The 23,009-nt window shown below is 70.5% G+C and carries 21 protein-coding genes; 7 read left to right on the top strand and 14 right to left on the bottom strand.

Translation table 11 applies throughout. The features are described from left to right. Position 1: 1 nt before the first annotated feature. From RUR_RS02665 to RUR_RS02655, 3 genes are all read left to right on the top strand, one after another. On the top strand, positions 2-1,552 hold the full coding sequence (locus tag RUR_RS02665) for a sodium/solute symporter (RefSeq protein WP_428846912.1): 1,551 nt from the start codon (positions 2-4) through the stop codon (positions 1,550-1,552). A 145-nt stretch (positions 1,553-1,697) separates the two neighbouring features. Continuing rightward, the gene (locus RUR_RS02660; RefSeq protein ID WP_283133222.1) at positions 1,698-2,066 is read left to right on the top strand and encodes a DUF485 domain-containing protein; all 369 of its coding nucleotides are present in this window, start codon (positions 1,698-1,700) and stop codon (positions 2,064-2,066) included. Continuing rightward, positions 2,063-3,664, top strand: coding sequence for a solute symporter family protein (locus RUR_RS02655; RefSeq protein WP_283133221.1), 1,602 nt, complete (start codon positions 2,063-2,065; stop codon positions 3,662-3,664). The genes RUR_RS02660 and RUR_RS02655 overlap by 4 nt, the downstream gene beginning before the upstream one ends. Before the next feature lie 127 nt (positions 3,665-3,791). Here the strand turns inward: RUR_RS02655 and RUR_RS02650 are convergent, their stop codons facing one another. The 3 genes from RUR_RS02650 to hutH form a co-directional block, all read right to left on the bottom strand. Continuing rightward, positions 3,792-4,727 carry an aldo/keto reductase gene (locus RUR_RS02650; RefSeq protein WP_283133220.1) on the bottom strand — a complete coding sequence of 312 codons (936 nt, stop codon included), beginning with the start codon at positions 4,725-4,727 and terminating at the stop codon, positions 3,792-3,794. A gap of 124 nt (positions 4,728-4,851) precedes the next feature. Continuing rightward, a complete protein-coding gene (locus tag RUR_RS02645; RefSeq protein WP_283133219.1) occupies positions 4,852-5,544 on the bottom strand; it encodes a nuclease-related domain-containing protein in 693 nt (230 codons plus the stop codon). A 377-nt stretch (positions 5,545-5,921) separates the two neighbouring features. Then, a complete protein-coding gene (gene hutH / locus RUR_RS02640) occupies positions 5,922-7,460 on the bottom strand; it encodes a histidine ammonia-lyase (RefSeq protein WP_283133218.1) in 1,539 nt (512 codons plus the stop codon). Between the two features lie 264 nt (positions 7,461-7,724). On the opposite strand from hutH, the gene RUR_RS02635 reads away from it, so the two are divergent. Next, a complete protein-coding gene (locus tag RUR_RS02635) occupies positions 7,725-9,089 on the top strand; it encodes an aminotransferase class V-fold PLP-dependent enzyme (RefSeq protein WP_283133217.1) in 1,365 nt (454 codons plus the stop codon). Here the strand turns inward: RUR_RS02635 and RUR_RS02630 are convergent. The 7 genes from RUR_RS02630 to RUR_RS02600 form a co-directional block, all read right to left on the bottom strand. Next, positions 9,078-10,766 (bottom strand): ABC transporter ATP-binding protein, encoded by a 1,689-nt coding sequence (locus tag RUR_RS02630; protein ID WP_283133216.1) that lies wholly within the window; start codon positions 10,764-10,766, stop codon positions 9,078-9,080. The genes RUR_RS02635 and RUR_RS02630 overlap by 12 nt on opposite strands. Before the next feature lie 104 nt (positions 10,767-10,870). After that, complete coding sequence (egtD, locus tag RUR_RS02625; protein ID WP_283133215.1) at positions 10,871-11,857, bottom strand: L-histidine N(alpha)-methyltransferase; 987 nt, start codon at positions 11,855-11,857, stop codon at positions 10,871-10,873. After that, the gene (egtC, locus tag RUR_RS02620; RefSeq protein WP_283133214.1) at positions 11,854-12,585 is read right to left on the bottom strand and encodes an ergothioneine biosynthesis protein EgtC; all 732 of its coding nucleotides are present in this window, start codon (positions 12,583-12,585) and stop codon (positions 11,854-11,856) included. The genes egtD and egtC overlap by 4 nt, the downstream gene beginning before the upstream one ends. Positions 12,586-12,591: 6 nt before the next feature. Then, positions 12,592-13,899 carry an ergothioneine biosynthesis protein EgtB gene (gene egtB, locus RUR_RS02615; RefSeq protein WP_283133213.1) on the bottom strand — a complete coding sequence of 436 codons (1,308 nt, stop codon included), beginning with the start codon at positions 13,897-13,899 and terminating at the stop codon, positions 12,592-12,594. Continuing rightward, positions 13,896-15,101, bottom strand: coding sequence for an ergothioneine biosynthesis glutamate--cysteine ligase EgtA (gene egtA / locus RUR_RS02610; protein WP_346349008.1), 1,206 nt, complete (start codon positions 15,099-15,101; stop codon positions 13,896-13,898). The genes egtB and egtA overlap by 4 nt, the downstream gene beginning before the upstream one ends. A gap of 87 nt (positions 15,102-15,188) precedes the next feature. Further along, positions 15,189-15,416, bottom strand: coding sequence for an anti-sigma factor family protein (locus tag RUR_RS02605; protein ID WP_283133212.1), 228 nt, complete (start codon positions 15,414-15,416; stop codon positions 15,189-15,191). Further along, entirely contained in the window at positions 15,413-16,066 is a 654-nt protein-coding gene (locus RUR_RS02600; RefSeq protein WP_283133211.1) for an RNA polymerase sigma factor, read from the bottom strand. The genes RUR_RS02605 and RUR_RS02600 overlap by 4 nt, the downstream gene beginning before the upstream one ends. 327 nt (positions 16,067-16,393) lie before the next feature. Here RUR_RS02600 and RUR_RS02595 point away from each other — a divergent pair, with 327 nt between their 5' ends. From RUR_RS02595 to RUR_RS02585, 3 genes are all read left to right on the top strand, one after another. After that, positions 16,394-16,864: a PASTA domain-containing protein gene (locus tag RUR_RS02595; RefSeq protein WP_283133210.1), complete on the top strand. Its 471-nt coding sequence runs from the start codon at positions 16,394-16,396 to the stop codon at positions 16,862-16,864. Between the two features lie 336 nt (positions 16,865-17,200). Further along, positions 17,201-18,259: a serine/threonine-protein kinase gene (locus tag RUR_RS02590; RefSeq protein ID WP_283133209.1), complete on the top strand. Its 1,059-nt coding sequence runs from the start codon at positions 17,201-17,203 to the stop codon at positions 18,257-18,259. After that, positions 18,256-18,540, top strand: coding sequence for a hypothetical protein (locus tag RUR_RS02585; RefSeq protein ID WP_283133208.1), 285 nt, complete (start codon positions 18,256-18,258; stop codon positions 18,538-18,540). The genes RUR_RS02590 and RUR_RS02585 overlap by 4 nt, the downstream gene beginning before the upstream one ends. Before the next feature lie 410 nt (positions 18,541-18,950). On the opposite strand, the gene RUR_RS02580 is transcribed toward RUR_RS02585, so the two are convergent. From RUR_RS02580 to RUR_RS02565, 4 genes are all read right to left on the bottom strand, one after another. Continuing rightward, complete coding sequence (locus RUR_RS02580; protein WP_283133207.1) at positions 18,951-20,495, bottom strand: M28 family metallopeptidase; 1,545 nt, start codon at positions 20,493-20,495, stop codon at positions 18,951-18,953. A gap of 280 nt (positions 20,496-20,775) precedes the next feature. Further along, complete coding sequence (locus RUR_RS02575) at positions 20,776-21,003, bottom strand: hypothetical protein (protein ID WP_283133206.1); 228 nt, start codon at positions 21,001-21,003, stop codon at positions 20,776-20,778. A gap of 43 nt (positions 21,004-21,046) precedes the next feature. After that, positions 21,047-21,295, bottom strand: a complete 249-nt coding sequence (locus tag RUR_RS02570) for a hypothetical protein (RefSeq protein WP_283133205.1) — start codon at positions 21,293-21,295, stop codon at positions 21,047-21,049. A gap of 11 nt (positions 21,296-21,306) precedes the next feature. Further along, positions 21,307-22,419, bottom strand: coding sequence for a M12 family metallopeptidase (locus RUR_RS02565; protein WP_283133204.1), 1,113 nt, complete (start codon positions 22,417-22,419; stop codon positions 21,307-21,309). Between the last annotated feature and the right edge of the window lie 590 nt (positions 22,420-23,009).

Genomic DNA, 23,009 nt, shown 5'->3' with positions numbered 1-23,009 from the left:
CGTGTCCCTCGCCACCGACCTCCAGGCCGCGCGGATCGACCCGGTGTACGGGCTCGGCGGGGTCGCCCTCGTGGTCGCCGCCACCGTGCTCATCGGGGTGTTCGGCCTGCGCCTGTCCCGGACCACCTCAGACTTCTACGTCGCCTCCCGGACCGTCTCCCCGCTGCTCAACGCCTCGGCGATCGGCGGGGAGTACCTCTCCGCCGCCTCGTTCCTCGGGATCGCGGGGCTCATCCTCGCCTACGGCGCCGACATGCTCTGGCTTCCCGTCGGCTGGACCGGCGGCTACCTGGTGCTGCTCGTGCTGATCTCGGCGCCGCTGCGCCGCTCCGGCGCGTACACGCTCCCCGACTTCGCCGAGACCAGGCTGGAGTCGACGACCGTACGGCGGATCGCCAGCGTCCTGGTGATCCTCATCGGCTGGCTCTACCTCATGCCCCAGATGCAGAGCGCGGGACTGGTGCTCCGGACCGTGGTCGACGTGCCGGCCTGGGTCGGCGGGGTGCTCGTCGCGGTCGTCGTCGCGGTCAACGTGCTCTCCGGCGGGATGCGGAGCATCACCTTCGTCCAGGCGTTCCAGTACTGGCTCAAGCTCACCGCGCTCGCCGTCCCGGTGATCTTCCTCGTCCTCGCCTGGCGGCACGACGGGGCGCCGCGGGTCGTCGACCCGGCGTGGGTGCTGCCGCTGGCGAGCGGCCGGGACCACCCGGTCTACGCGACCTACTCGCTGATCCTGGCCACCTTCCTCGGCACGATGGGCCTGCCCCACGTACTCGTCCGCTTCTACACCAACCCCGACGGCCGCGCGGCACGCCGGACCACGCTCGCCGTGCTCGCCCTGCTCGGCGCCTTCTACCTGATGCCCGCGGTGTACGGGGCGCTCGGCCGCATCTACGCGCCCGACCTGGTCGCCCAGGGCCGTACCGACACCGTCGTCCTCACCCTGCCCGGCACCCTGGTCGGCGGGACCCTCGGCGATCTGCTCACCGCGCTGGTCACCGGCGGGGCGTTCGCCGCGTTCCTGTCGACCTCGTCCGGGTTGACCGTCTCGGTGGCCGGGGTGATCGGGCAGGACGTGCTCGGGGGCGGGGTGCGGGCGTTCCGGATCGCCACGCTCTGCGCGGTGCTCGTGCCGCTCGGCCTGGCGCTCGCGGCGCGGTCGCTCGCGGTGGCCGACGTGGTCGGGCTGGCCTTCGCGGTCGCCGCCTCCTCGTTCTGCCCGCTGCTGGTGCTCGGCATCTGGTGGCGGCGGCTCACCGACGTGGGCGCGATCGCCGGGCTGCTGGTCGGCGGCGGGCTGGCCTGCGCGGCGGTCGCGGTGACGATCATCGGCGGTCCGTTCGGCGGCCTGGTCGGCGCACTGCTGGCCCAGCCGGCCGCGTGGACGGTGCCGATCGCCTTCACGGTGATGGTGGCGGTGTCGCTGTGCACCCCGCGGCGGATCCCGGCGGGCGCCGCGCGGACGATGGTCCGGCTGCACGCGCCGGAGTCGCTCGACGTCAACCGGGGCGACTGGCGGCCCAATGGCGGCGGGAACCGTTCGTCGCACTGAACAGACCACTCACCGCAGGTCGTACCCAATCGGTCGCTTGGGCGGGACGCCTGGGCGCTCGCCGGGGGACAACCCCTCCCAGGGGGACACCAGGCCTCCCTACCGTGAGGGTGATCGGCGTCACAACGAACAGGTGGGAGGTCCGGTGACCACCAGCGACCGCGAGACCGCGGTTTACGAGCAGATCCAGCAAAGTGCCGAGTTCCAGAAACTGAAGCGGAGGTTCAGGTCGTTCGCCTTCCCGATGACGGTCGCCTTCCTCACCTGGTACCTCCTGTACGTCGTCCTGTCCGGCTGGGCCCGCGGCTTCATGGGCGTCGAGCTCTTCGGCAACGTCAACGTGGCCCTGGTGTTCGGCCTGCTCCAGTTCGCCTCGACCTTCCTCATCGCCTGGTGGTACTCGCGGTACGCCGAGCGGCGGCTCGACCCGCTCGCCACCGCCCTCCTCGCCGACGCCGAGCTCGCGGAGAAGAAGGCCGGGCTTGCCGAGGAGAAGCAGGAGGAGCCGCGATGAGCCTGGCCGTCATCCTGTTCCTGCTGTTCGTCGCGGGCACCCTCGCCATCACCGTCTGGGCCAGCCGTAACACCAAGAACGCCGCCGACTACTACGCGGGCGGACGCTCCTTCACCGGTGTCCAGAACGGCCTGGCCATCGGCGGCGACTACATGTCGGCCGCCTCGTTCCTCGGGATCGCCGGCATCATCGCCCTCTCCGGCTACGACGGCTTCCTGTACAGCATCGGATTCCTCGTCGCCTGGCTGGTGGCGCTCCTGCTCGTCGCCGAGCTGATGCGCAACTCCGGCAAGTACACCATGGCCGACGTGCTGGCCTTCCGGATGAGCCCGCGCCCGGTGCGCACCGCGGCGGGCGTCTCCACCATCACCGTCTCCATCTTCTACCTGCTCGCCCAGATGGTCGGGGCCGGCGCCCTGGTCGCGCTGCTGTTCGGCTTCACCGGTGACTTCGCCAAGGGCGCCACGATCGTCCTGGTCGGCGCACTGATGATCGTCTACGTGGTGGTCGGCGGGATGAAGGGCACCACCTGGGTCCAGATCGTCAAGGCCGTCCTGCTCATGGGCGGCGCCACCCTAGTCACGCTGCTGGTGCTCACCAGATTCGGGTTCAACCTCTCGGCCCTGCTCGGCGACGCGGCGGCGCAGAGCGGAAAGGGTCAGGCGTTCCTCGAACCCGGGCAGAAGTACGGCACCGAGGCGCAGGGACTCGCGGGCAAGATCGACCTGGTCAGCCTGGGGCTCGCCCTGGTCCTCGGCACGGCGGGGCTGCCGCACATCCTCATCCGCTTCTACACCGTGCCGACCGCCAAGGACGCCCGGAAGTCGGTCATCTGGGGCATCGGCATCATCGGCGTCTTCTACCTGCTGACCCTGGTCCTCGGTTTCGGCGCCGCCGCGCTCGTCGGCGGCAAGGCGATCGCGGCCCAGAACGCGGCCGGGAACACCGCCGCACCCCAGCTCGCCGAGACCGTCGGCCGGCTGATCTTCGGTGAGGTCGGCGGGACGATCCTGCTCGCGATCATCGCCGCGGTGGCCTTCGCCACGATCCTCGCGGTCGTCGCCGGGCTCACCCTCGCCTCCTCGTCCTCCTTCGCGCACGACCTGTACGCGCACGTGTTCAAGCGCGGCCGGGTCACCGAGAAGGAGGAGATCAACGTCGCCCGGATCTCCGCCTTCGTCATCGGCGCGGTCGCGATCGTGCTCGGCATCTTCGCGCAGAAGCTCAACGTGGCGTTCCTGGTGGCGCTCGCCTTCGCGGTGGCCGCCTCGGGGAACCTGCCGGCCATCCTGTTCAGCCTGTTCTGGCGGCGGTTCAACACCGCGGGCGCGGTCAGCGCGATCTATGGGGGCCTGGTCTCCGCCGTGGCGCTGGTGATCTTCTCCCCGGTGGTCTCCGGCACCCCGACGGCGCTCTTCCCCGGCGCCGACTTCGCCTGGTTCCCGCTGCAGAACCCCGGCATCGTCTCGATCCCGCTCGGCTTCCTCGCCGGCTGGCTCGGCACCGTCCTCAGCAGGGAGTCCAACGCGGCCAAGTTCGCCGAGATCGAGGTCCGCTCCCTCACCGGCGCGGGCGCCGAGGCGGCAAGCCCGCACTGACCCCTTCGAAATCCCTCGGTCCGGTCACCCCACCCTGGACCTGAGGGGCTGGTACGGCTCCCGCCCACACTCCCAGGCGGGAGCCGTACCCATGGCGGCGCGAGCTCGTACCGGCTTGAGGACTCGCTTAGGCGGAGGCGGCGTTGAGGAGGACCAGTTCGGCTTCGGAGAGGGTGAGTTCGGCCGAGTCGAGCAGCGCCGACACCTGCTCGACGCTGCGGGCGCTCGCGATCGGGGCGGCCACGGTGGGCTGGGCGGCAAGCCAGGCGAGGGCGATCGCGGCGACCTCCACGTCACGGGCCTCGGCGATCTCGTCCAGCGCCTCCAGGACGGCGAGGGCACGCTCGCTCTCCAGATACGGGGCGGCACCCGCGGCCCGCGCGCTCTCCACCACGGAGCCCGTACGGTACTTCCCGGTCAGAAAGCCGCGGGCCAGACCGTAGTAGGGGATGCTGGACAGCCCGTTGTCGGCGACGACCTTGGCGAGCGGCCCCTCGTACAGCTCCCGCTCGACCAGGTTGTAGTGCTGCTGCAGGGCGATGTAGGAGGCCAGGCCCTCGCGGCGGGAGATCTGCAGCGACTCGGCCAGCCGCTCGGGGCCGAAGTTGGAGGCGCCGATGTAGCGGACCTTGCCCTCGCGGATCAGTGTGTCGAACGCCTCGAGCGTCTCCCCGATGGGGGTCTCCGGGTCGTCGTAGTGGGCCCAGTACAGGTCGATGTGGTCGGTGCCGAGCCGTCGCAGCGAGTCCTCGCAGGCCATCCTGATGTTCGGCCCGGACAGGCCCTTGCGGCCGGGGAGCCCGCCCACCTTCGTCGCGAGTACGACGTCGTCCCGGGTGCCGCGGCTGGCCATCCAGGCACCGATGATCGTCTCCGACTCGCCGCCGGAGTGACCGGGGATCCAGGCCGAGTAGGAGTCCGCGGTGTCGAGGAAGTCGCCTCCGCCGCCGGTGAAGGCGTCGAGCACCTCGAACGCCTGCCGCTGGTCGGCGGTCCAGCCGAAGATGTTGGTGCCTAGGCACAGCGGGAAGACGGAGAGCTCGGAGTTCCCGATCATGTTCATGGGATCAGGCTAATCGTTGACCGGCACCCCGCGGTCGAGGCACCCCGTACCGGCCGATACCGGGGCGCGACGTGGTGTGCCGCCGACGCGAGGCCGGCACACCACAGCGGTCACGCGGGCCGGTTCACCAGTGGGAGGCCAGGGGGAGGAGCCGGGCCGTGGTCCGGATGATCTCCTGGACCTCCGCCGGGGTGAAGTCCGTCTCCGGATGCCTTCTGATCCACCGTCCGAGCGTCATGGCGCGGACGAGGGTCACCCCGTCCACGGTGAGCGTGCCACCGCGGGGGAGTTCGCCGCCGTGCACCACGATGACGGGGTCGGCCTGGACCTGGTGGCCGAGCTTGTCGGAGAGCATCTCGGCGAAGGCCTCCGACGCGGTGCGGAGCTCGGCGGTGAGCTGCGGCGCGGTCCGTTCGCCGATGAAGAGCTTTCCGCCGTAGGCGGCGAGCGTGGTGTCCAGCGCGTACGCCCGGCTCTGCAGGGTCCAGATCCCGTTGCGGCCGATAACGATGTGGTCGATCTGCGGGTGGCCGGGGACCTTCACCCGGTGGAGCACGGTGTAGCCCCTCCGCCGCCGCAGGTTGCGCCGCAAGATCTTGGTGGTCTCCTGCGGGCCTTGGGTGCCGGTCCGCCAGACGCGGGACCGGTAGCGGCCGGACCAGTGGTAACCGAGATCGGCCAAGCCGGCGAGCACTCCGAGGACCAAGCCGACCCTGAAGTCCCACACGAGTGTGCCGATCACCAGTCCCGCGCCCGCGATCGCCCCGCGTACCCGGAGCCGTTGCTTGCGCCCGGCGTCCCAGAAGGCGTCCTCCATCGCCTGAGGACTTTGCCCGTGGAGAGCTGTGTCCCGTTTTACGTAAATTGAGCGACCATGCATTGACTTGCTCCGACTTCTCTAGACATTCCTGAGAATGACTACACGAGAGGTAAATGCAAGTCACTTTTTGGGTACACCCCGATTCGCTGATATTCACGGCACCGGCCAACCGCGCCCCGATCGCCGGTGACAGTCCGGAATCACCTTGTGGCGCGGTTCCCGCACCTCGACGCCGGAGGTCTGCCGGCCCGTCCCGCGAAGAAGATCCCCAGGCCGGTGGCGGCATGGCGGCCGTCCTGGGCGCACCGCCCCCGGCGACCACGCGTCGGCCGTACCGGACTCCACCCGGGAGCCGGTACGGCCGGGGCGGCCGATCAGACCAGCGCGCCCACCGCGGACTCGGCGGCGGCCAGCACCTCGCGCTCCTGGACGAGGTCGACGGCGGCCTGGATGGCGGGGGCGAGGAAGTGGTCCGGCCCCGGCCCGGGGACCGAGCGGCGCAGCAGCGCGACCACGGCGCCGGTGCCGGGCGCGGGGGTGTGCGGGGCCCGCAGGTCCAGCGCCCGGGCCGCCGAGAGGATCTCGATCGCCAGGACCCGGGCGAGCCCGTCCACGCTCCGCCGGAGTTTGCGCCCGGCCGACCAGCCCATCGAGACGTGGTCCTCCTGCATCGCCGAGCTGGGGATGGAGTCCACCGAGGCCGGTACGGCGAGCCGCTTGAGCTCGGAGACGATCGCCGCCGAGGTGTACTGCGCGATCATGTGGCCGGAGTCCACGCCCGGGTCGTCGGCGAGGAACGGGGGGAGCCCGTGGGACCGGGCGACGTCCATCAGGCGGTCGGTGCGCCGCTCGGAGATCGACGCCGTGTCCGCGATCGCGACGGCCAGGAAGTCCAGCACGTAGCCGACCGGCGCCCCGTGGAAGTTGCCGTTGGAGACGACCCGCCCGTCGTCCAGCACGACGGGGTTGTCGATGGCGGAGGCGAGCTCCCGCCCGGCGACGGTGACCGCGTGGTCGAGGGTGTCGCGCGCCGCCCCGGCGACCTGGGGTGAGCAGCGCAGCGAGTAGGCGTCCTGGACGCGGGTGCACGAGCCGTCCCGGTGCGAGGCCATGATGCCGGATCCGGCGAGCAGGGCCCGCAGGTTGGCCGCGGAGGCGATCTGCCCGGGGTGCGGCCGCAGCTCCTGGAGCTCGGCCGCGAAGACCTGGTCGGTGCCGAGCAGCGACTCCACGCTCATCGCCGCCGCGACGTCGGCCGTGCGGAGCAGGGCGGCCAGGTCGTGGCAGGCGAGGATGAGCATGCCGAGCATGCCGTCGGTGCCGTTGATGAGGGCGAGCCCCTCCTTCTCGGCGAGTTCGACCGGCTCGATCCCCGCCGCGCGCATCGCCTTCCCGGCGTCCTGCAGCTCACCGGCGGAGTCCCGGACCAGGCCCTCGCCCATGAGGCAGAGGGCGACGTGGGAGAGCGGGGCGAGGTCGCCCGAGCAGCCGAGGCTGCCGTACTCGTGCACCACGGGGGTCAGGCCCGTGTTGAGCAGCCCGGTGAGGGTGCGGGCCGTCTCGATCCGCACCCCGGTACGGCCGGTGGCCAGGGTGCGCAGCCGCAGCAGCATCATGGCGCGGACGACCTCGCGCTCGACTTCGGGTCCGGAGCCGGCGGCGTGCGACCGGATGAGGGAGCGCTGCAGCTGTGCCCGCAGGGCCGGCGGGATGTGCCGGTTGGCCAGGGCGCCGAAGCCGGTGGAGATGCCGTAGGCGGGTTCGGGGGCGCCGGCGAGCGCCTCCACCCGCTCCCGGCCCAGCGCGACGGCGTCGAGGGCCTGGGCGGTCAGCTCGACCGAGGCGCCGTCTCGTGCGACGGCGACGACGCCCGCGAAGGTCAGAGGGTGGGGACCTACCGCGACGGAGTGCATGATGTGTGATTCCTCGTCTGGACGGGTGTGCCCGCGTTGGGGGATGGCGCGAGATCCCCATTCTGGCCGACGGCGGGGAGCGCGCCGACACCGACGTCCCTTCCCCGTGCACGGCGAGGAATGTGAGATCCGCTCGCAGTTTCCAACCGGCCGGTGACAGCTTTGCCGGAACATAGGCTCGTTCGCCGGTGCGTACCCGGCGGTCTGCGGTTCCATGCTCTCGCCGTACCCGAAGGAGAGTACGGGCAACTACCGGGAGTACACATGCAAGCGACACTGGACGAACTCCGCGCCACCGAGTACGCATATCTGGACAACGAAGGACATGTCTATCTGGACTACGCCGGCGCCGGGATACCCGCCGACATCCAGATCCGCGAGCACGCCGACCTGCTGCGCGGACGCTGCTTCGGCAACCCGCACTCGGAGAACCCCACCTCCAAGGCGGCGACCGATCAGGTGGCCTCCGTCCGCCGGGCGGTGCTGTCCTTCTTCAACGCCGACCCCGACGAGTACGCGGTCGTCTTCACCGCGGGCGCCACCGCGGCCTGCCGCCTGGTCGGCGAGGCGTACCCGTTCCGGCGGCTCATCCTCACCGTCGACAACCACAACTCGGTGAACGGCCTGGGCGTCTTCGCCCGGACCGGGAAGGCCAGGATCGACCGGGTGCCCGTGGACCGGCACGAACTGCGCACCTCGCCCGAGGACGTGGCCCGCGCGCTCCGGCGGGGCCGGCGGGGCCTGTTCGCCTACCCGGCGCAGAGCAACTTCTCGGGGGTCCGGCACCCGCTCGACTGGGTCGACCTCGCCCACGAGTACGGCCACGACGTCCTCCTCGACGCCGCCGCCTACGTCCCCACCAGCCCCCTGGACCTCAGCGTCGTCAAACCCGACTACATGCCGGTCAGCTGGTACAAGGTCTTCGGCTACCCGACCGGGACCGGATGCCTGATCGCCCGCTGGGACGCCCTGCGGAAGCTGCGCCGCCCGTGGTTCTCCGGCGGGACCGTGTGGGGGGTCAGCGTGGCCGGAGGGTGGCACCGGCTTACGAGCGACGAGACCGCGTTCGAGGACGGCACCATCGACTTCCTCTCCATCCCGGCGATCGGCCGCGGCCTGGACTGGATCCAGGGGATCGGCATGCGCGAGATCAACCTGCGGGTGACCCGGCTCACCGGCTACCTGCTCACCCGGCTGAAGGAGCTGCGGCACGGCGACGGTTCCCCCATGGTCCGCTTCTACGGGCCCGCGCACGCGGACCGGCGGGGGGGAACCGTCACCGTGAACTTCCTCGACCGCAGGGGCGGGATCGTCGATGAGCGGGCGGTCGCCAGGGACGCCGCGGCGCAGGGCATCTCCCTGCGGACCGGCTGCTTCTGCAACCCCGGGGCGTCCGAGGCGGCCTTCGGCCTCACCCGCGGCGCGCTGCGCGCGGCGATGCGCCAGGACGTGCACGACGTGGAGACCTACCTCGACCGGATCCGGATGCCGAGCGGCGGGGCCGTGCGCGTCTCCCTCGGCGTCGCCTCGAACGTCTCCGACGTGGAGGAGTTCATCCGCTTCGCCGAGGAGACCTACCGCGACACGGTCCCCGCGACCGACGGGCTCGCCCGGAGGCTACGCTGCTGACCGGCGGGCCACCGTGAACCGGGTGATCAGCAGGAGGCCCACCGTGAACAGGCCGAGCAGCGCCCAGTCCACGACGAGCGGCCGCGCGAAGCTGTCGCCGTACGACATCAGCAGCGGCGGGCCGAGCGGCGAGGCACCCTCCGCCCAGAGCCGCTCCACCTGCGCGGAGTGGCCGAGTGCCTCGAAGGCCCACCGGTTCGACAGCGCCAGGCTCATCACCTGGCCCCCCGTCGCCATCAGCGGCACCGGCAGGATCGCGCCGACGAAGAGCACCTGCGGGAAGCAGGCCATCGGCAGCGCCAGCGCCGCCTGCGAGGGGTCGGACACCGAGGCCGAGACGAGCAGCCCGAGCGCGAGCGCCGCGGCGCTCGACAGCACCAGTGTGGTGAACAGCTCGGCGTACATGACGGCGTCGCCATCCGGCAGCCGGTCGAGTGCGCCGAGCACCGCGAGCATCGCCGCGTCCACGACGAGCAGGAGGGGGAGGAGCACGGTGACCTTGGCCAGGACGTACGGCCCGGCCTTGAGCCCGACGAAACGCTCCCGCCGCAGCACCGGGAGTTCGGTGCAGATCTGCAGCAACCCGTAGGTGAGCCCGAAGAAGAACCCGCCGAAGGCGATCCAGAACAGGATCTGGACGGTCGCGCTCGGGCTGGGATCGGCCGGATCGAACGCGCCGGGCCGGAAGAGGAGGGCGAACATCCCCAGCACCATCAGCGGCGACCCCGCGAGGATCGCGAGGGTGAGCCGGTTCCTGCGGAGGATGTCGAGGTTGCGGCGGCTGAGCAGCGCCCACTGCCGGAAAACCCCGGGGTGACGCCCCGCCGGCGGCGGAGCCTGCGGCCGCCGCCCGTCGCAGGCCCGCTCGGTGCAGGGGACGGCGTCCGCGGTCCGGTCCCCGTCCGGCACCGCGCCGCCCAGCCGCAGGTACACCTCCTCCATGGAGAACACCCCGAAATGGGCACAGACCTCCTCCGGGGGCCCGGCATAGGCCAGGCGGCCCGCGTTGAGCACGATCACCGTGTCGCAGTGCCGGACGTCGGACGGGCTGTGCGACGTCAGCACGACCGTGGCGCCCCCGTCCGCCAGGTCGCGCAGGGTGCCCATCAGCTCGGCCGCCGTCGCGGGGTCGAGCCCGGAGGTCGGTTCGTCCAGGAAGAAGGCCCGCGGCCGGGTGAGCAGCTCGGTGCCGATACTCGCCCGCTTGCGCTCGCCCCCGCTGAGCGCACCGATCCGGGTGCCGGCGCAACGTTCCAGGTCCAGTTCGGCCAAGACCTTGGCGACCACCGGCTCGATCTCGGTGCCCACCGGAAGCCGGAGCCGCGCCGCGTAGGCGAGGGTCCGCGCGAGCGGCAGTTCCCGGTGGACGATGTCGTCCTGCGGGACGTACCCCACCGAGGCCCCCGCGGCGATCGGCCCTCCGTCGTGCCGGACCTCCCCCTCACTCGGGGTCGTGAACCCGGCCATGAGACTCAGCAGTGTCGTCTTGCCCGCCCCGCTCAGCCCGACGATCACCACCACCTGACCCGGCCGCACCGAGAGCGTCACCCCGTCGAGCACCCGCCGCCCCCCGGCGGCCCGGCTCACCTCCGTCACCTCGATCCGGACCCCGCCCGGCGACCAGGCCCCCGGGCCCGCGTCCGCCGGCGCGGGCGCCTGTGTTGTCGTGTGTGTCATGCCACCCTTTCGCTTGTCACGTGGAAACGACGAACCGTTACCGTACGTGACAACGCCCCGCCCGGGGCGGGAATACCTCAAGACGGGTACGGGACCTGCGGCGGTCAGGCGAAGGAGAGGGAGAGGGCGAAGTCGCCGGCCGGGTCGGTGTACCAGGCGGCGGGGGTGAAGGAGGCCCGGCGGAGCTCGTCCTCCAGGCCCGCTCTGCGGAACTTCGCACTGATCTCGGTGCGCATCTCCTCACCCTCGGCGAAGGACACGGCCAGGTCGAGGTCTTCCACGCCGACCGTCATGTCGCGCATGGCGCGCAGGCGCATCTCGATCCACTCGTTCTCCTCGTCCCAGATCGCCACGTGCTCGAACGCCTCGGGTTCGAAGCCGGCCCGCAACTCCCGGTTGAGCACCCGGAGCACGTTGCGGTTGAACTCGGCGGTCACCCCGGCCGCGTCGTCGTAGGCGGCGACGAGCCTGCGGGGATCCTTGACCAGGTCGGCTCCGAGGAGGAAGCCGTCGCCGGGGGCCATCGTGGCCCGGAGCCCGGCGAGGAAGGCGGCCCGGGCGGCGGGGGTGAGGTTTCCGATCGTGCCGCCGAGGAACGCGACCAGCCGTCTGCCCGTCGCCTCCCCCGGCGGCACCCCGACGAGGGACTTCAGGTGGACTTCGAAATCAGCACAAACCGCATAAACCGACAAATCCTGATAAGTCGCAATCAACCGGTGCGCAGCCGAGGTGAGCGTCCCGGCGTCCACATCCACCGGCACATAGGTGCGCAAGGTCCCCGCCGTACTCAGCTCCGACAGCAGCCACTCGGTCTTGTCGCTGGTACCCGAGCCCAGCTCCACCAAGGTCTCGGCCCCGGTCGCCGCGGCGACCTCCGCCCCCCGGGCCCGCAGGATCGCCAGCTCCCGCCGGGTCGGATAGTACTCGGGCAGCTGTGTGATCTTGGTGAACAGCGCGCTGCCCTCGGCGTCGTAGAACCACTTCGGCGGCAGCCACTTGTGCTCGGCGGTGAACGCCGTCCGCGCGTCGGCGGCGAGGGCGTCCCGCAGATAACCCTGATCAAGATGGTTCACCAGCGTGAATGCACTCATGAGAGCTCCTGGATGTCGATTCCGTGACGGGTGGCGAGGACGAGCCTGTGATCGGGGACGGCTTCCCACCCCGGCCCCTCCTCCAGCGGCTCGCTCGCGAGCAGCACGCCGTCCCCGCCCGGGACGCCGTCGCCCCGGCGGATCCACAGCGTCTCCGCCCACACGCTCGCCACGACCGCCGTACCGTCGCTGACCAGCAGATTGAGCCGGGCCTGGCGATCGGCGGCCCCGGCCGTGCGAACGACCTCGGCCACGGCCTCGGCGAGCCCGGCCCCGGCGTCGACCCGGGCGAAGACCGCGGCGGCGAGCCAGGCCGAGTCACAGCGGCTCTCCGGCTCACCGGGCTCCACCAGCGGGCGCACCGCCTCCACCGCGACCCGGCCGTTGTGGCTGACCAGCCAGCCACCCCGGGTGAACGGCGCCGTCGCCGACTCCTCGACCGGCATGCCGGCGCTCGCCGTGCGGACCGCGGCGACCAGGCAGCCCGCCGTCGTCACCTCGGCCAGGGCGCGGATGTTGTCGTCGCTCCAGATCGGCACCGCCCGCCGATAGCGCACGGGCCGGTCCCGGCCGGGCAGGTACCAGCCGACCCCGAACCCGTCGGCGTTGACCACGCCGTACCGCTGCATCCGCGGCCGATACGACTGGGACTCCAGGCCGTACTCCGGCTCGTAGATCAAGGAGTTCAGGGTCCGGGGCGGACCCAGCCAGGCGAGGTGACGGCACACCCCGCCTCACGCCTCCCCGGGCGAGGCCGACCTGGCGCACCGGAACCCCGAGAAGATCTGCCGTCTGATCGGGTAGTCCCAGTTGCGGAAGGTGGTACGGATCGCGGTCGGATGCGTCGCCCACGAGCCGCCGCGGAGCACCCGGTAGTCCCGCCCGAAGAAGACCTCGCTGTACTCCCGGTACGGAAAGCTCGAAAACCCCGGATATCCGGTGAAGAACGAGGACGTCCACTCCCAGACGTCACCGATCATCTGCTCCACCCCGTACGGGCTCACCCCGGCCGGGAACGCCCCCACCGGGCTCGGACCGGCGCGGCGCTGGGCCAGGTTCGCCAGCTCCGCCGCCGGCGGGGCGTCCCCCCACGGATGGCGGCGGGCGCGGTCGGCTCCGGCGTCCCATCCGCACGCCTTCTCCCACTCCGCCTCCGTGGGCAGCCGCCGGCCCGCCCAGCGGGCGTAGGCGTCCGCCTCGTACCAGCAGACGTGCTGGACGGGCTCGGCCGGCGGAAGCGCCTCGACCCGGCCGAACCGGGTCCGCAGCCACCCCGAGGAGTCCCGGCTCCAGAACAGCGGCGCGAAGGCGCCCGTACCCATCCGCCACTCCCAGCCTTCAGGCGTCCACCAGCGGGGGTCGCCGTACCCGCCGGACTCGATGAACTCCAGGTAGCGCCCGTTGGTCACCGGATAGCGGTCGATCCAGTAGGCGGGGAGGTCGACGCGGTGCACGGGCCGTTCGTTGTCGTACGCCCACGGGTGCTCGTCCGTCCCCATCAGGAAGGGCCCGGCGGGCACGTGGACCTCGGCGGCGGCGTCCACCACCGGTGCGGGCGGGTGGGGGACCTCAGGGAGCAGGCCGGATTCGCCGGAGAGCTGGAGGGTGGCGAGCATCGTCTCGTCGTGCTGGTGCTCGTGCTGGATGACCAGCCCGAAGACGAAGCCGTCCCGGCGGAGCGGGTCGGGGGCGGACAGGTCGGCCGCGTCCAGCACGTCCAGGACCCGGCCGCGTACCCCCGAGATGTAGCGTCGGGCCTCCGCGGGCCCGAGGATCGGCAGGCTGGGACGGTCCTTGCGGGGTGTCTTGAACGCGTCGTAGAGGTCGTCGATCTCGGGGCGGAGCGGGGTGATCCCGCCGACCTCGCGCAGGACCCAGAGCTCCTCGTAGTTCCCGACGTGGGCGAGGTCCCACACCAGCGGCGACATGATCGGCGAATGCTGACATGTCAGGAAATTGTCGTCGGCGTCGGTGTACGTGAGCGAGCGGCGCCGAACCCCCGCCAACTCGGTCGCGATGCGCTCCTTGAGATCGTCCGTCATGCCCGTACCTCCTCCTGGTCGAGGTCGATCAGGTCGAGAAAGTCCACGGCCGGGGGACGCCCCGGATCGATGTAGGTCTCGGCGAAGTCCGACACCGCGGCGACGAGCCGGCGGTCCGCGCCCAGCCCGGGCAGCGCCTCCAGCGCGGCGCGGAAACAGGTGCGCGCCGCCCGGCGGAGCAGGGGATCGGCGATCGAGCGGCGGGCCGCCGTCCGCCACGCCCCCGCCAGCGGTTCCGCCGCCGCCATCGCCGCCTCGGCCGCCCGGTCGTCGCAGATCAGCGCGTACGTCACCGCGGCGCAGACCGGCCAGTTCCACGGCTGCTGCGCGTCCAGGTAGCGGATCTCCAGCCAGCCGCGCGGCCGTACCGGCGGGAAGACCGTCGTCGCGTGGTAGGCGAGGTCGTCCGGGGTGGGCGGCCGGTCCAGCCCGGCGCCGTCGCGCAGCCAGTCGCCGAACGTGGCCCCGTTGGAAACCGGGCGGAAGACCTCGCCCGGGCCGTCGGCGCACTCCCGGACCAGCATGAGCCGGGCGTCCAGCAGATAGCGGGCCCACGCCTCGACCGGGTCCGTCAAGGGCACCGGGTCGGTCCGGGTCCGGTCGAGCCCGGCCCAGACCGCCTGGCGGGCCGACATCCACCCGGACGGCCGCCCGGTGAGCACCGCCGAGTTGGCGAACGACGCGAGCAGCACCGGGCCGAGCCGGTGCGCCCGCTCCCAGGCGGTCCCGCAGCTCGGGCCGAAATCCAGGTTCACCTGGACCGACGCGGTCGAGCACATCATGAGCGGGCCGAACGGCGAGCCGAGGAAGCGGGCCATCGCGTCGTACCGGGGCCCCGTCACCTGACGGCTGGGCGTCCGGATCGGGTCGATCCCCGACCCGACCAGCACCAGGCCGGCGTCGGCGAGCGCACACCGCACCGAACCCAGGTCCCGCGCCAGGTCGAGCAGACACGGCAGCAGCGCCGCGGTGGGCGAGGAGAGCTCCAGCTGCCCGCCCGGCTCGAAGGTGACCCGGCTGGTGAGCGGCACCCCGGCGAGCGCGGAACGGACCCGTTCGATGGGGACGGCCTCCCGCGGCGCGGCCGGGTCGTACACCAGCCACTCCAGTTCGACGCCGACCCGATCGGCCCCGGACGGGCGAAAACACCCGCCCGCGTAGACCACCACGTCGTCCTCGGTCATGGCGCTGCGCTCACCCACGGCCTCTACAGACCTATGAGCCGGGCAAGCGTTACAGGCTTCGCGGGAAAATATGGGATCTCTTGACCGCCGGCGGCGCGGCGGCGGTCACCGGGGGGGCGTGTGGAACGCGTCCAGCAGCCGCCGGCGGGCCGCGTCGGAGAGCCGGTCGACGGGGATCCGGCCCAGCGCGGCGACGGTGTCCCTGATCTGGCGCAGGTAACGCTCACACCCGCGGCACCGGGTCACGTGCTCCTCGAAACGCCTGCGGGCCGAGGCGTCGAGCGCGTCTTCCAGATAGGCGGTGACAAGTTCCACAAAGTCCACACAGTTCATAAACCTGCCTCTTCAGCACCGGTGAAGTACTCCTCCAGGCGGCGGCGCACACCGGCTCTGGCCCGGTGCAGCAGGACACGCTGATTGGCCAGGGAGATCTCCAGGATCGCGCACACCTCGGCAGAACTGTAGCCGTGTACGTCACGCAGGGTGATGACAAGCCGCTGGCGGGAGGGGAGCTCCTCCAGGGCCTTGCTGATCCGGTCCCGTGCCTCCGCGGCGACCAGCTCGTTCTCCGGGGACGGCCAGAGGCCGGGGTGGGCGCGCCAATGCCCGGGCGCGCGCTCGTCCGGGCCGCGGAATCGGGCCGGGTCGACGGTCGGGCCCTCGTCGGGGGGTTCGGTGAGCACGCCGGGCCACGGCACGATCCGGCTTTCCCGGCGTCCCCGGTTCTTGGCGGTGTTCGCCAGGATCCGGAAGACCCAGGTCTTCAAGGAGGAGCGTCCCTCAAAGGAGTCGATGCCCCGGACCACCGACAGCCAGCTCTCCTGGACGACCTCCTCGGCCGATTCACGGGTCGAGACGTGCGCGCGGGCGACCCGCAGCATGCCGGGCGACCACAGGTCGAGCAGCCGGGCGAACATCGACTCGTCGCCTTCGCGCAGCCGTGCCACCACCGCCTCGTCGGCGGGCAGCGTGTCCGAATCCAAGATTGCCTCCTAGGCCGTGTCCCTGAGATCTCTCGTCCGCTCCCGACACCCCGCCGGTCCACCGTCCGTCAAGTCGGACATGCCACGCACCCCTTTCGCTCGCCGCGTCGCCGTACCCCACTACGAGAGATCAACCGGACAACGGCCGTTCTAACGTGGAATAGCAGGCAAATGTCGTGCATGCCCCGGTCCACCGGCCGCCAATCGGGTTGACAGTGTTCTTGTGACGATGTGGCCTCCTCTTGTCATCCCGCGGCGTACGGATGGCAGCCTGCGGGCAGATCAGTCTCAGAGACCCGCACGGATCGAGATCGGCAAGGAGCCCGCGTGAGACCTGATCGACGGCATGTCGTCCCCACCGCCGGAGTACGGCCCACGGCTGTGCTTCCCCTCTGCATCGCCTTGGTCCTGACCGGTACGGCCTGCGGCTGGGGAAACACCGAGGCGGCCCCCGCCGTCACCGTGACCACGACCGAGACCCGGACGCTCCCGGCCGAGTCCGTTCCGCCGACCGAGCCCGCCGCCCCGAGCGCCCCGCCCCGCAAACCGGTCGACCCCGACCCCAAGGCGCGGATCACGGTGATCCCGAACGTGGTGGGGCTCAACCACCAGACCGCCCAGGACCGGCTCCAGGCCGCGGGCTTCTACAACCTGCGCGAGGAGGACGCCACCGGTCAGGGTCGCCTGCTGGTCTTCGACCGGAACTGGGTGGTGGTGTCGCAGACGCCCAGGGGCGGCACAAGGCACCGGCTCGACGCCAAGATCGTGCTCCGCTCGAAGAAGAAGACCGACGGGTAACGGACCCGGGGGCCCACCGTGAAGATCGGGTGGCCGCGCACACGGTGCGCCGTCCGGCCTTCGCGTCCCCGCCGTCACCCTGCCCACCGTTCGACCACCGCCCCCGCGTCACGCCATAGTGCGGCCCCAGTAAACCGGGCGCCACCGACAAAAACGCCGTCCGGGGGATCGGGACCCGTCGATCCCGCCCGGATGCCGTTCGGCGGATCCGCACCGGCGACCGTGGTTGGCCGGGAGACCGCAGGGTTCGGGAAATCATGTATCTCCGGGTGGAGTCCGGCACCCTGGCCTAGGCTTTATGTGGCAGTCCACCCCCATTATTGGTAAAAGGACAGAATGCCTGCGGAAATAGCCCCGCTGCGGAAAGGCGATCCCCTCCAACTCGGTGTTTATCGGCTCGTCGGCCTATTGGGCGAAGGCGGGCAGGGAACCGTGTACCTGGGACAGACGCCCTCCGGGCAACAGGTTGCGATCAAGACATTGCATGCCCGGCTCCGGGATGACGCGGAGAGCCGCCGCCGGTTCCTTGGGGAGGTGGCAGCCGCCCGCAGCGTGGGGACGTTCGGAACCGCGCAGGTGCTGGAGGTCGACTTCTACGGGGAGCAGCCCTTCATCGTCAGCGAGTACATTCGCGGGGAGTCGCTGCAGCAGCTGATCAACCGGGAGGGCCCACGTGACGCCGGGGGGCTGCGGCGGCTCATGCTGGCCACCGCAGCTGCACTCCAGGCCATCCACCAGGCCGGAATCGTGCATCGGGACTTCAAACCCAGCAACATCCTGCTGGCGGCGGACGGGCCGCGGGTCGTCGACTTCGGCATCGCCCGCGCCCTCGAAGGCACGACCATGCTGTCCAGCGCCGTCGTCGGCACACCGCCCTACATGTCCCCGGAACAGGTCTCAGGCGCGAAAGTCGGCCCGGAATCCGATGTGTTCTCCTGGGGCGTGGCGATGGTGTTCGCGGCGACCGGTCAGCCCGCCTTCGGTCAGGACAGCATCCCCGCGGTCTTCAACCGCATCCTGACCCGGGAACCCTCGCTCGACGGGGTGCCGGACGACCTGCGTGCCCTGCTGCGGTCGTGCCTGGCCAAAGACCCGAACGACCGCCCGACCGCAAGCGAGCTGCTCCAGCGGATGCTCGGGCACGCCCCTCAGTCCGCGCCACGTTCCGCCGGACGTGCCACTCGGCCCGCGCCGCAGCCCGCCGGGGAAACCGTCGCCCGCACCGGCGGTCCCTTCGGGCTGGCGCTTGCGGCTCAGGTCATCGCTGCCCTGGTCACGTTCATCCTGGAGGAGGAGAACGGCCTGCTGTTCGGGATCGGCGTGATCGCTTGGATCCTCGGGGGAGGCTTCGCCGCGCTGGCGTTGCGCAACCTGGCGAAGCGGAGGCGAGCATGAGCATCACCTATCCCGTCCTGCTGATCCTGGCGATCTATTTCATCGTGTTGTTCGGCATCCCCAGGTCCCGGGCCTTCTTCTCCCGGCACCGCCTGCTGACCTCCCTGCTCCCATTGCCGATCGCCGCTCTCGTGCTCGTGGCCTTCGACCAATGGGAGAGGATCGAACCCGATACGATCGTTGTCGCCCTGCTCGCCTACGTGAACGGTCTGGTCGCCTTCGCCCTTGTGGTGGGAATCCAGGATCTACGCCGTGCGCGCCGTGATCGGGGATCCGGCTGACGCCCACGTGAACCCCGCGTCGGCCGTACCGGCCGCTGATGTGGGCGCGGGACACCGCCTTCACTTGCCGCGTTCGGCCGTACCGGACGTTGATCTGGATCGTCTTGTACGGCGGCGGCTCGGCGTCGCGCCGGCCGTACCGGCCTCTGGGTGTGGACCGCGGTACGTCGGGGCGGCGCCCGAGTCCGGCCAAGACGCGATGCCGAGGCCGCGTACGCCGTACCGGACGCAACGGGCGTCGTGCTCACGCGGTGGACGTGCCCCGGGAGGTAGGCGAGCGCCGCCGACGACCCTGCGATGGGTGTCCGCGGCCTGCGGCGGGCCCAGTTGACGGAAGACGGCGGCGACCTGTGGGCAAAAGGGACGGGGCCGTCCGGTGGGACGGCCCCGTCGGGTGGCGGGCGTACGGGTCAGCTGGGACCGGTGTACGTGCGCGCGGTGTCGGGGGCGGCGCCCTTGGCGGTGGCGGTCGCCGCGGCGGTCCGCGGCGGGATGGAACGGGTGTCGAACGCGTAGACGCCGACGGTGTTGGCGATCGCGTCGGAGTTCACGTCGAGCGCGGTCATGCTGATGTTGTTGATGTTGTCGCAGGCCGCGTGGTAGCAGGGGTCGAAGGGGGCCCCGGCGGTGCCGCCGAAGAGCGCGGCCTCCTCGGCGGTCTTGAGGACCTCGGCGCCGGTGAAGATGCCGCCAGCCGGGATGCCCGCCTCGATGAACGCGCCGTAGTCGGAGCGCCCGTCGAAGTCGGTGCCGTTGGTGGGCAGGCTACGTGAGTTGTAGAAGCTCTTCAGCAGCTGCTCGATCTGCGCCGATCCGGGCGGGCCCGCGGGGGCGCCGACACCGTCGGAGTTGTCGCCGTCGTAGAGCTTGTAGGCGTAGTTCGGCGAGGCCACCATGTCGAAGTTGAGGTAGAGCTTGATCTTGTCCCGTTGGGCCTGAGTCAGCTCCGCCACGTACTGGTTGGAGCCGAGCAGGCCGATCTCCTCGGCCGCCCAGAAGGCGAAACGGACCTTGTTCCGCACCGGGAAGTGGCGCATCTGCAGCGCGACCTCCAGGACCGCGGCGCTGCCCGAGCCGTTGTCGTTGATGCCCGCGCCCTCGTGGACCCCGTCCAGGTGCGCGCCGACCATCACCACGTTGTCGCTCCGGCCCCAGCGGGACTCGGCGATGACGTTCTGGTCCTTGCCCAGATCCAGGACGGTGTCGGTCTTCACCCGCACGACGGTGCCCGGCGCGCTCGCCAGGTCGATCCCGGTGGCGGTGTTGGCGAAGACGATCGGGAAGCCGTACCGCCACTCACCCATGTCGAACTGGTAGGCGTCGGTCCGGCCGGGCTGCCCCTCGTTGAAGAGGATCACCGCGGCGGCCCCGGCGTCCCGGGCGTTGCCGAGCTTCTGCACGTACGGGCAGGTGCCGCGCTGGATCAGCGCGATCCGGCCGGGGACGAAGGACGCGAAGTCGCTCGCCTCGCAGCCGCTGGTCGAGGACGGGGTCGGCGACGGCGGAAGGACCAGGTCGACGCCCTGCACCTGAGCGGTGACGTCGCCGGAGCCGGAGGGGATCGTGGTGACGAAGTCCGCGGTGTGGGTGTAGGACTTGGCCACGGGGGAGACCTGCTGGAGCGTCGACGGGGTCGTCTCCGTCCAGCTCTTCACGAAGTCGACGTCGGTGAAGCTGACCTTGTATCCGGCTTTGCGGAGCTTGTTCGCGACGTAGTCGCGCGAGGCGACGTAGCCGCTCGTCCCGGCGGCGCGGTTGCCCCCGTTGGCGTCGGCGATGGCCTGGAAGGCGTCGAGGTGCTTCTTGACCTTGGACCCCTTGACCGACTTCACCAGGAGCTTGGCGAAGACGTCACCGTGTGTGGCGTTGGCCGGAACGGCTGAGGCGAGCGGAAGGGCCAAGGCGGCCATCACGGTGGTGACGCATACCCCGGCCCGTCGGAGATTGACGCGCATGAAGCTCCTCTACTGAGAAGGTTTACGTAGGTGTCCCCGAAACAACCTAGATCGGAAACTAGCGGCAATCCTTCAATAGGAAAAGAGTGGACATATAGCTAAATCAGCACAAGGGTGCCTCGGGCCGTCGGGCAACCTGTGCTGAACACGGCGGTTGTCGCTGCGTGATTGTTCAATTCAATGCCGTGAGCTTTGCCGCCTCCCGGGCCCGGCCGCAAAACGAGCGGCCCGGCCCCAAGGGCCGGACCGCTCCAGGTCGTGCCGTCGCTTCGGCACCGCGTCAGTTCAACACGGCGAACCGCGCCTCGATGTCGACTTGAACGTTGGTGACGTTGCGGATCTCGATGAAGTACTTCAGCAGTCCGGCGGCCTGCCGGTCCACCTGGACCTTCCACTCGATCTGGGCGTCGCCGTCGACCATCGGCCAGGTCGGCACGACCATCCAGACGACGCGCCAGGCCTCCGGCCAGCTATGGGTGAACCAGCGTCGCGTCGCTCCCGCGGGCACCGAACCACGAAATTGCACGCCAAGCCACATGGCTCGTCCTCTCTCAGCTCGGGGCGGTGGGCGCACCGCCCGCGTCTTCGGATTCGGCTTCCGCCGCGGTGACGTCGAAGGCCACGGCGGCGGAGTCACCCCTTGGGGCGCCGCCCCCGTCCACCAGGTCGTCCGCCGTCGCGAGCGGGGAGTAGGCGGCGTCGCCCGCCACCGCGGGGGCCGGGCCGCCGTTCAGGAGCCCGGCGTCCGAGGCCGCGGAACCGGCCCCGAATCGGGCTTCGTCAGCGGGTACGTATCTCATGGGGGCTCCTCTCACGTCGCCGCGAGCGACCAGCCGAGGACGTCGTATCGGGCTTCGAAGCCGATCTGGCCGGCGGTGAGGTTGCGGACGGCGATGAAGTACTTGAGCAGCCCACCGGACTGCCGGGTCACCTGGACCGTCCACTCCAGCTGGGCCTCCCCGTCCACGATCGGGGCGGTGGGGACCACCGTCCAGATGACGTACCAGGCGGCGGGCCAGCTGTGGGTGAACCACCGGCGGGTGCTGTTCGCGGGGACCGTCCCGGTGAACTGGACCCCCCGGAAGACCGCGGCGGGCTCCAGACCCTGATAGATCGACCGGATCGCGGCGCAGTCACCCGGGCTGAGCCCCTCCCGCTGGCCGATCTCGACGTTCTGCACCGGCGTCAGGGTGTCCGCGTTCGGGTCGATCGCGAAGCCCCGGCGCCCGTAATGCATGATCGAGTGATAGTCGTACGGGCCCACGTCGTCGCCGTCGTTGATCTGCTGGTTGAAGTTGTGCGCGCTCGCGGGCTGGATGTTGGCCCAGTTGACCGTGACCCAGTTGTTCCGGTCCTCCCGGCTCTGCTCGTGCCACAGCCCGGCGCTGTGCCCGATCTCGTGGATGGTGCTCCCGGTGCTGCACCCGGCGGCGAGCCGGATGGTCTGCTGGTTGCCCCGCATCCCCACCGGTGAGCTGCAGCCGTCGCCCACCCCGAAGCGGACGAAGTTCGGGAACTGCGCGGCGTTGGCGGCTGTCCGGAGCACGAAACGGATCCGGGTGTTGCGCTCCCAGTGGGCGATGGCGTCGGTGACCCGGGCCTGATTGGGGAGCGCGGCCTCGATGTCGTACGGCACCACGCCGTTCGGCCATCGGAACTGGTTCCCGGTGACGACGATGCCGCGTTCGACGCCGGAGTCCCCGGACACCGGCTGGAGCAGGTCTTCGGGGCCGATGAGGCTGAGGACGATGTCCCCCTCCACCATGGGCTCACCGTCGACGAGGGTGTACTGGACGGCCTTCGGGCCTTGGGTGACGGTCTGGATCAGACCGACGTGTACCTCCGGGCCGATGCGGTACTGGCCCGAACCGGTCACCCCGTCGGTCGCGGATGTGTCAGTGCTTTGATCATCGGTAGGTGCCATTTTCGGCTTCCTCCTAAGTCGCCGCTTGGCTGCTTAGGCAACTGACCCTGCATTGGCGTGGCCCCGACGTGGCGGCCATGCTTGATAATCCGCCCCAGCGGCATTACTGACAAGGCAGGAAACGGTTACCAATTCACGGTCGGCATCAGATGGGCAGGAGGCAGCCGGGCATAAGTGAAATCGGGGTGGTGGAGGGCCTGGATGGTCTGTGGCCTGGTGGTTCTCGATCGATGGCGTGTGCTTTTACCAGGGAATGTAGTGATCAGGATAGGGTTTTTCTGGCAAGATTTGGTAAAGGTTGAAACGCTGGATCTTCGGTGGCCAGGCTTCGGCAGATGATTGGTTTGATATGTCCCAATAAAAGTGCTAAATGTTCGATCGGCTGTCGGTAATAATGAATACTGTGTCGGGAGTCTGTGGTATTCCGGGATCCCGTCCAGGCATGTTCCGAGGGTGTTCGGAGGGGGGTTTCGGCAAGCCGAATCCTCCCGGCCGCACCCGGTGCGCCGGCGCTTGGAGCCGCGCCCGCCGTACCCGCTGCGATGAATCATGGTCAAGGGCCGAGTCAATCGCGGTTCCGGGGTCGGTGT

This window comes from Rhizohabitans arisaemae (assembly GCF_025996515.1).
GTDB classification, from domain to species: Bacteria; Actinomycetota; Actinomycetes; order Streptosporangiales; family Streptosporangiaceae; genus Rhizohabitans; species Rhizohabitans arisaemae.
The sequence above is the reverse complement of the archived record's forward strand: the minus strand, read 5'-3'. Positions and strand labels throughout refer to the sequence as shown.

Coding starts and splice junctions, on each gene's coding strand:
- egtD (WP_283133215.1), bottom strand. CDS start 11,857: ATGAGTGCATTCACGCTGGTGAACCATCTTGATCAGGGTTATCTGCGG.
- RUR_RS02580 (WP_283133207.1), bottom strand. CDS start 20,495: ATGCGCGTCAATCTCCGACGGGCCGGGGTATGCGTCACCACCGTGATG.
- RUR_RS02565 (WP_283133204.1), bottom strand. CDS start 22,419: ATGGCACCTACCGATGATCAAAGCACTGACACATCCGCGACCGACGGG.
- RUR_RS02655 (WP_283133221.1), top strand. CDS start 2,063: ATGAGCCTGGCCGTCATCCTGTTCCTGCTGTTCGTCGCGGGCACCCTC.
- RUR_RS02635 (WP_283133217.1), top strand. CDS start 7,725: ATGCAAGCGACACTGGACGAACTCCGCGCCACCGAGTACGCATATCTG.
- RUR_RS02585 (WP_283133208.1), top strand. CDS start 18,256: ATGAGCATCACCTATCCCGTCCTGCTGATCCTGGCGATCTATTTCATC.
- RUR_RS02590 (WP_283133209.1), top strand. CDS start 17,201: ATGCCTGCGGAAATAGCCCCGCTGCGGAAAGGCGATCCCCTCCAACTC.
- RUR_RS02630 (WP_283133216.1), bottom strand. CDS start 10,766: ATGACACACACGACAACACAGGCGCCCGCGCCGGCGGACGCGGGCCCG.
- egtB (WP_283133213.1), bottom strand. CDS start 13,899: ATGACGGACGATCTCAAGGAGCGCATCGCGACCGAGTTGGCGGGGGTT.
- RUR_RS02570 (WP_283133205.1), bottom strand. CDS start 21,295: ATGAGATACGTACCCGCTGACGAAGCCCGATTCGGGGCCGGTTCCGCG.
- RUR_RS02645 (WP_283133219.1), bottom strand. CDS start 5,544: ATGGAGGACGCCTTCTGGGACGCCGGGCGCAAGCAACGGCTCCGGGTA.
- hutH (WP_283133218.1), bottom strand. CDS start 7,460: ATGCACTCCGTCGCGGTAGGTCCCCACCCTCTGACCTTCGCGGGCGTC.
- RUR_RS02650 (WP_283133220.1), bottom strand. CDS start 4,727: ATGAACATGATCGGGAACTCCGAGCTCTCCGTCTTCCCGCTGTGCCTA.
- RUR_RS02605 (WP_283133212.1), bottom strand. CDS start 15,416: ATGAACTGTGTGGACTTTGTGGAACTTGTCACCGCCTATCTGGAAGAC.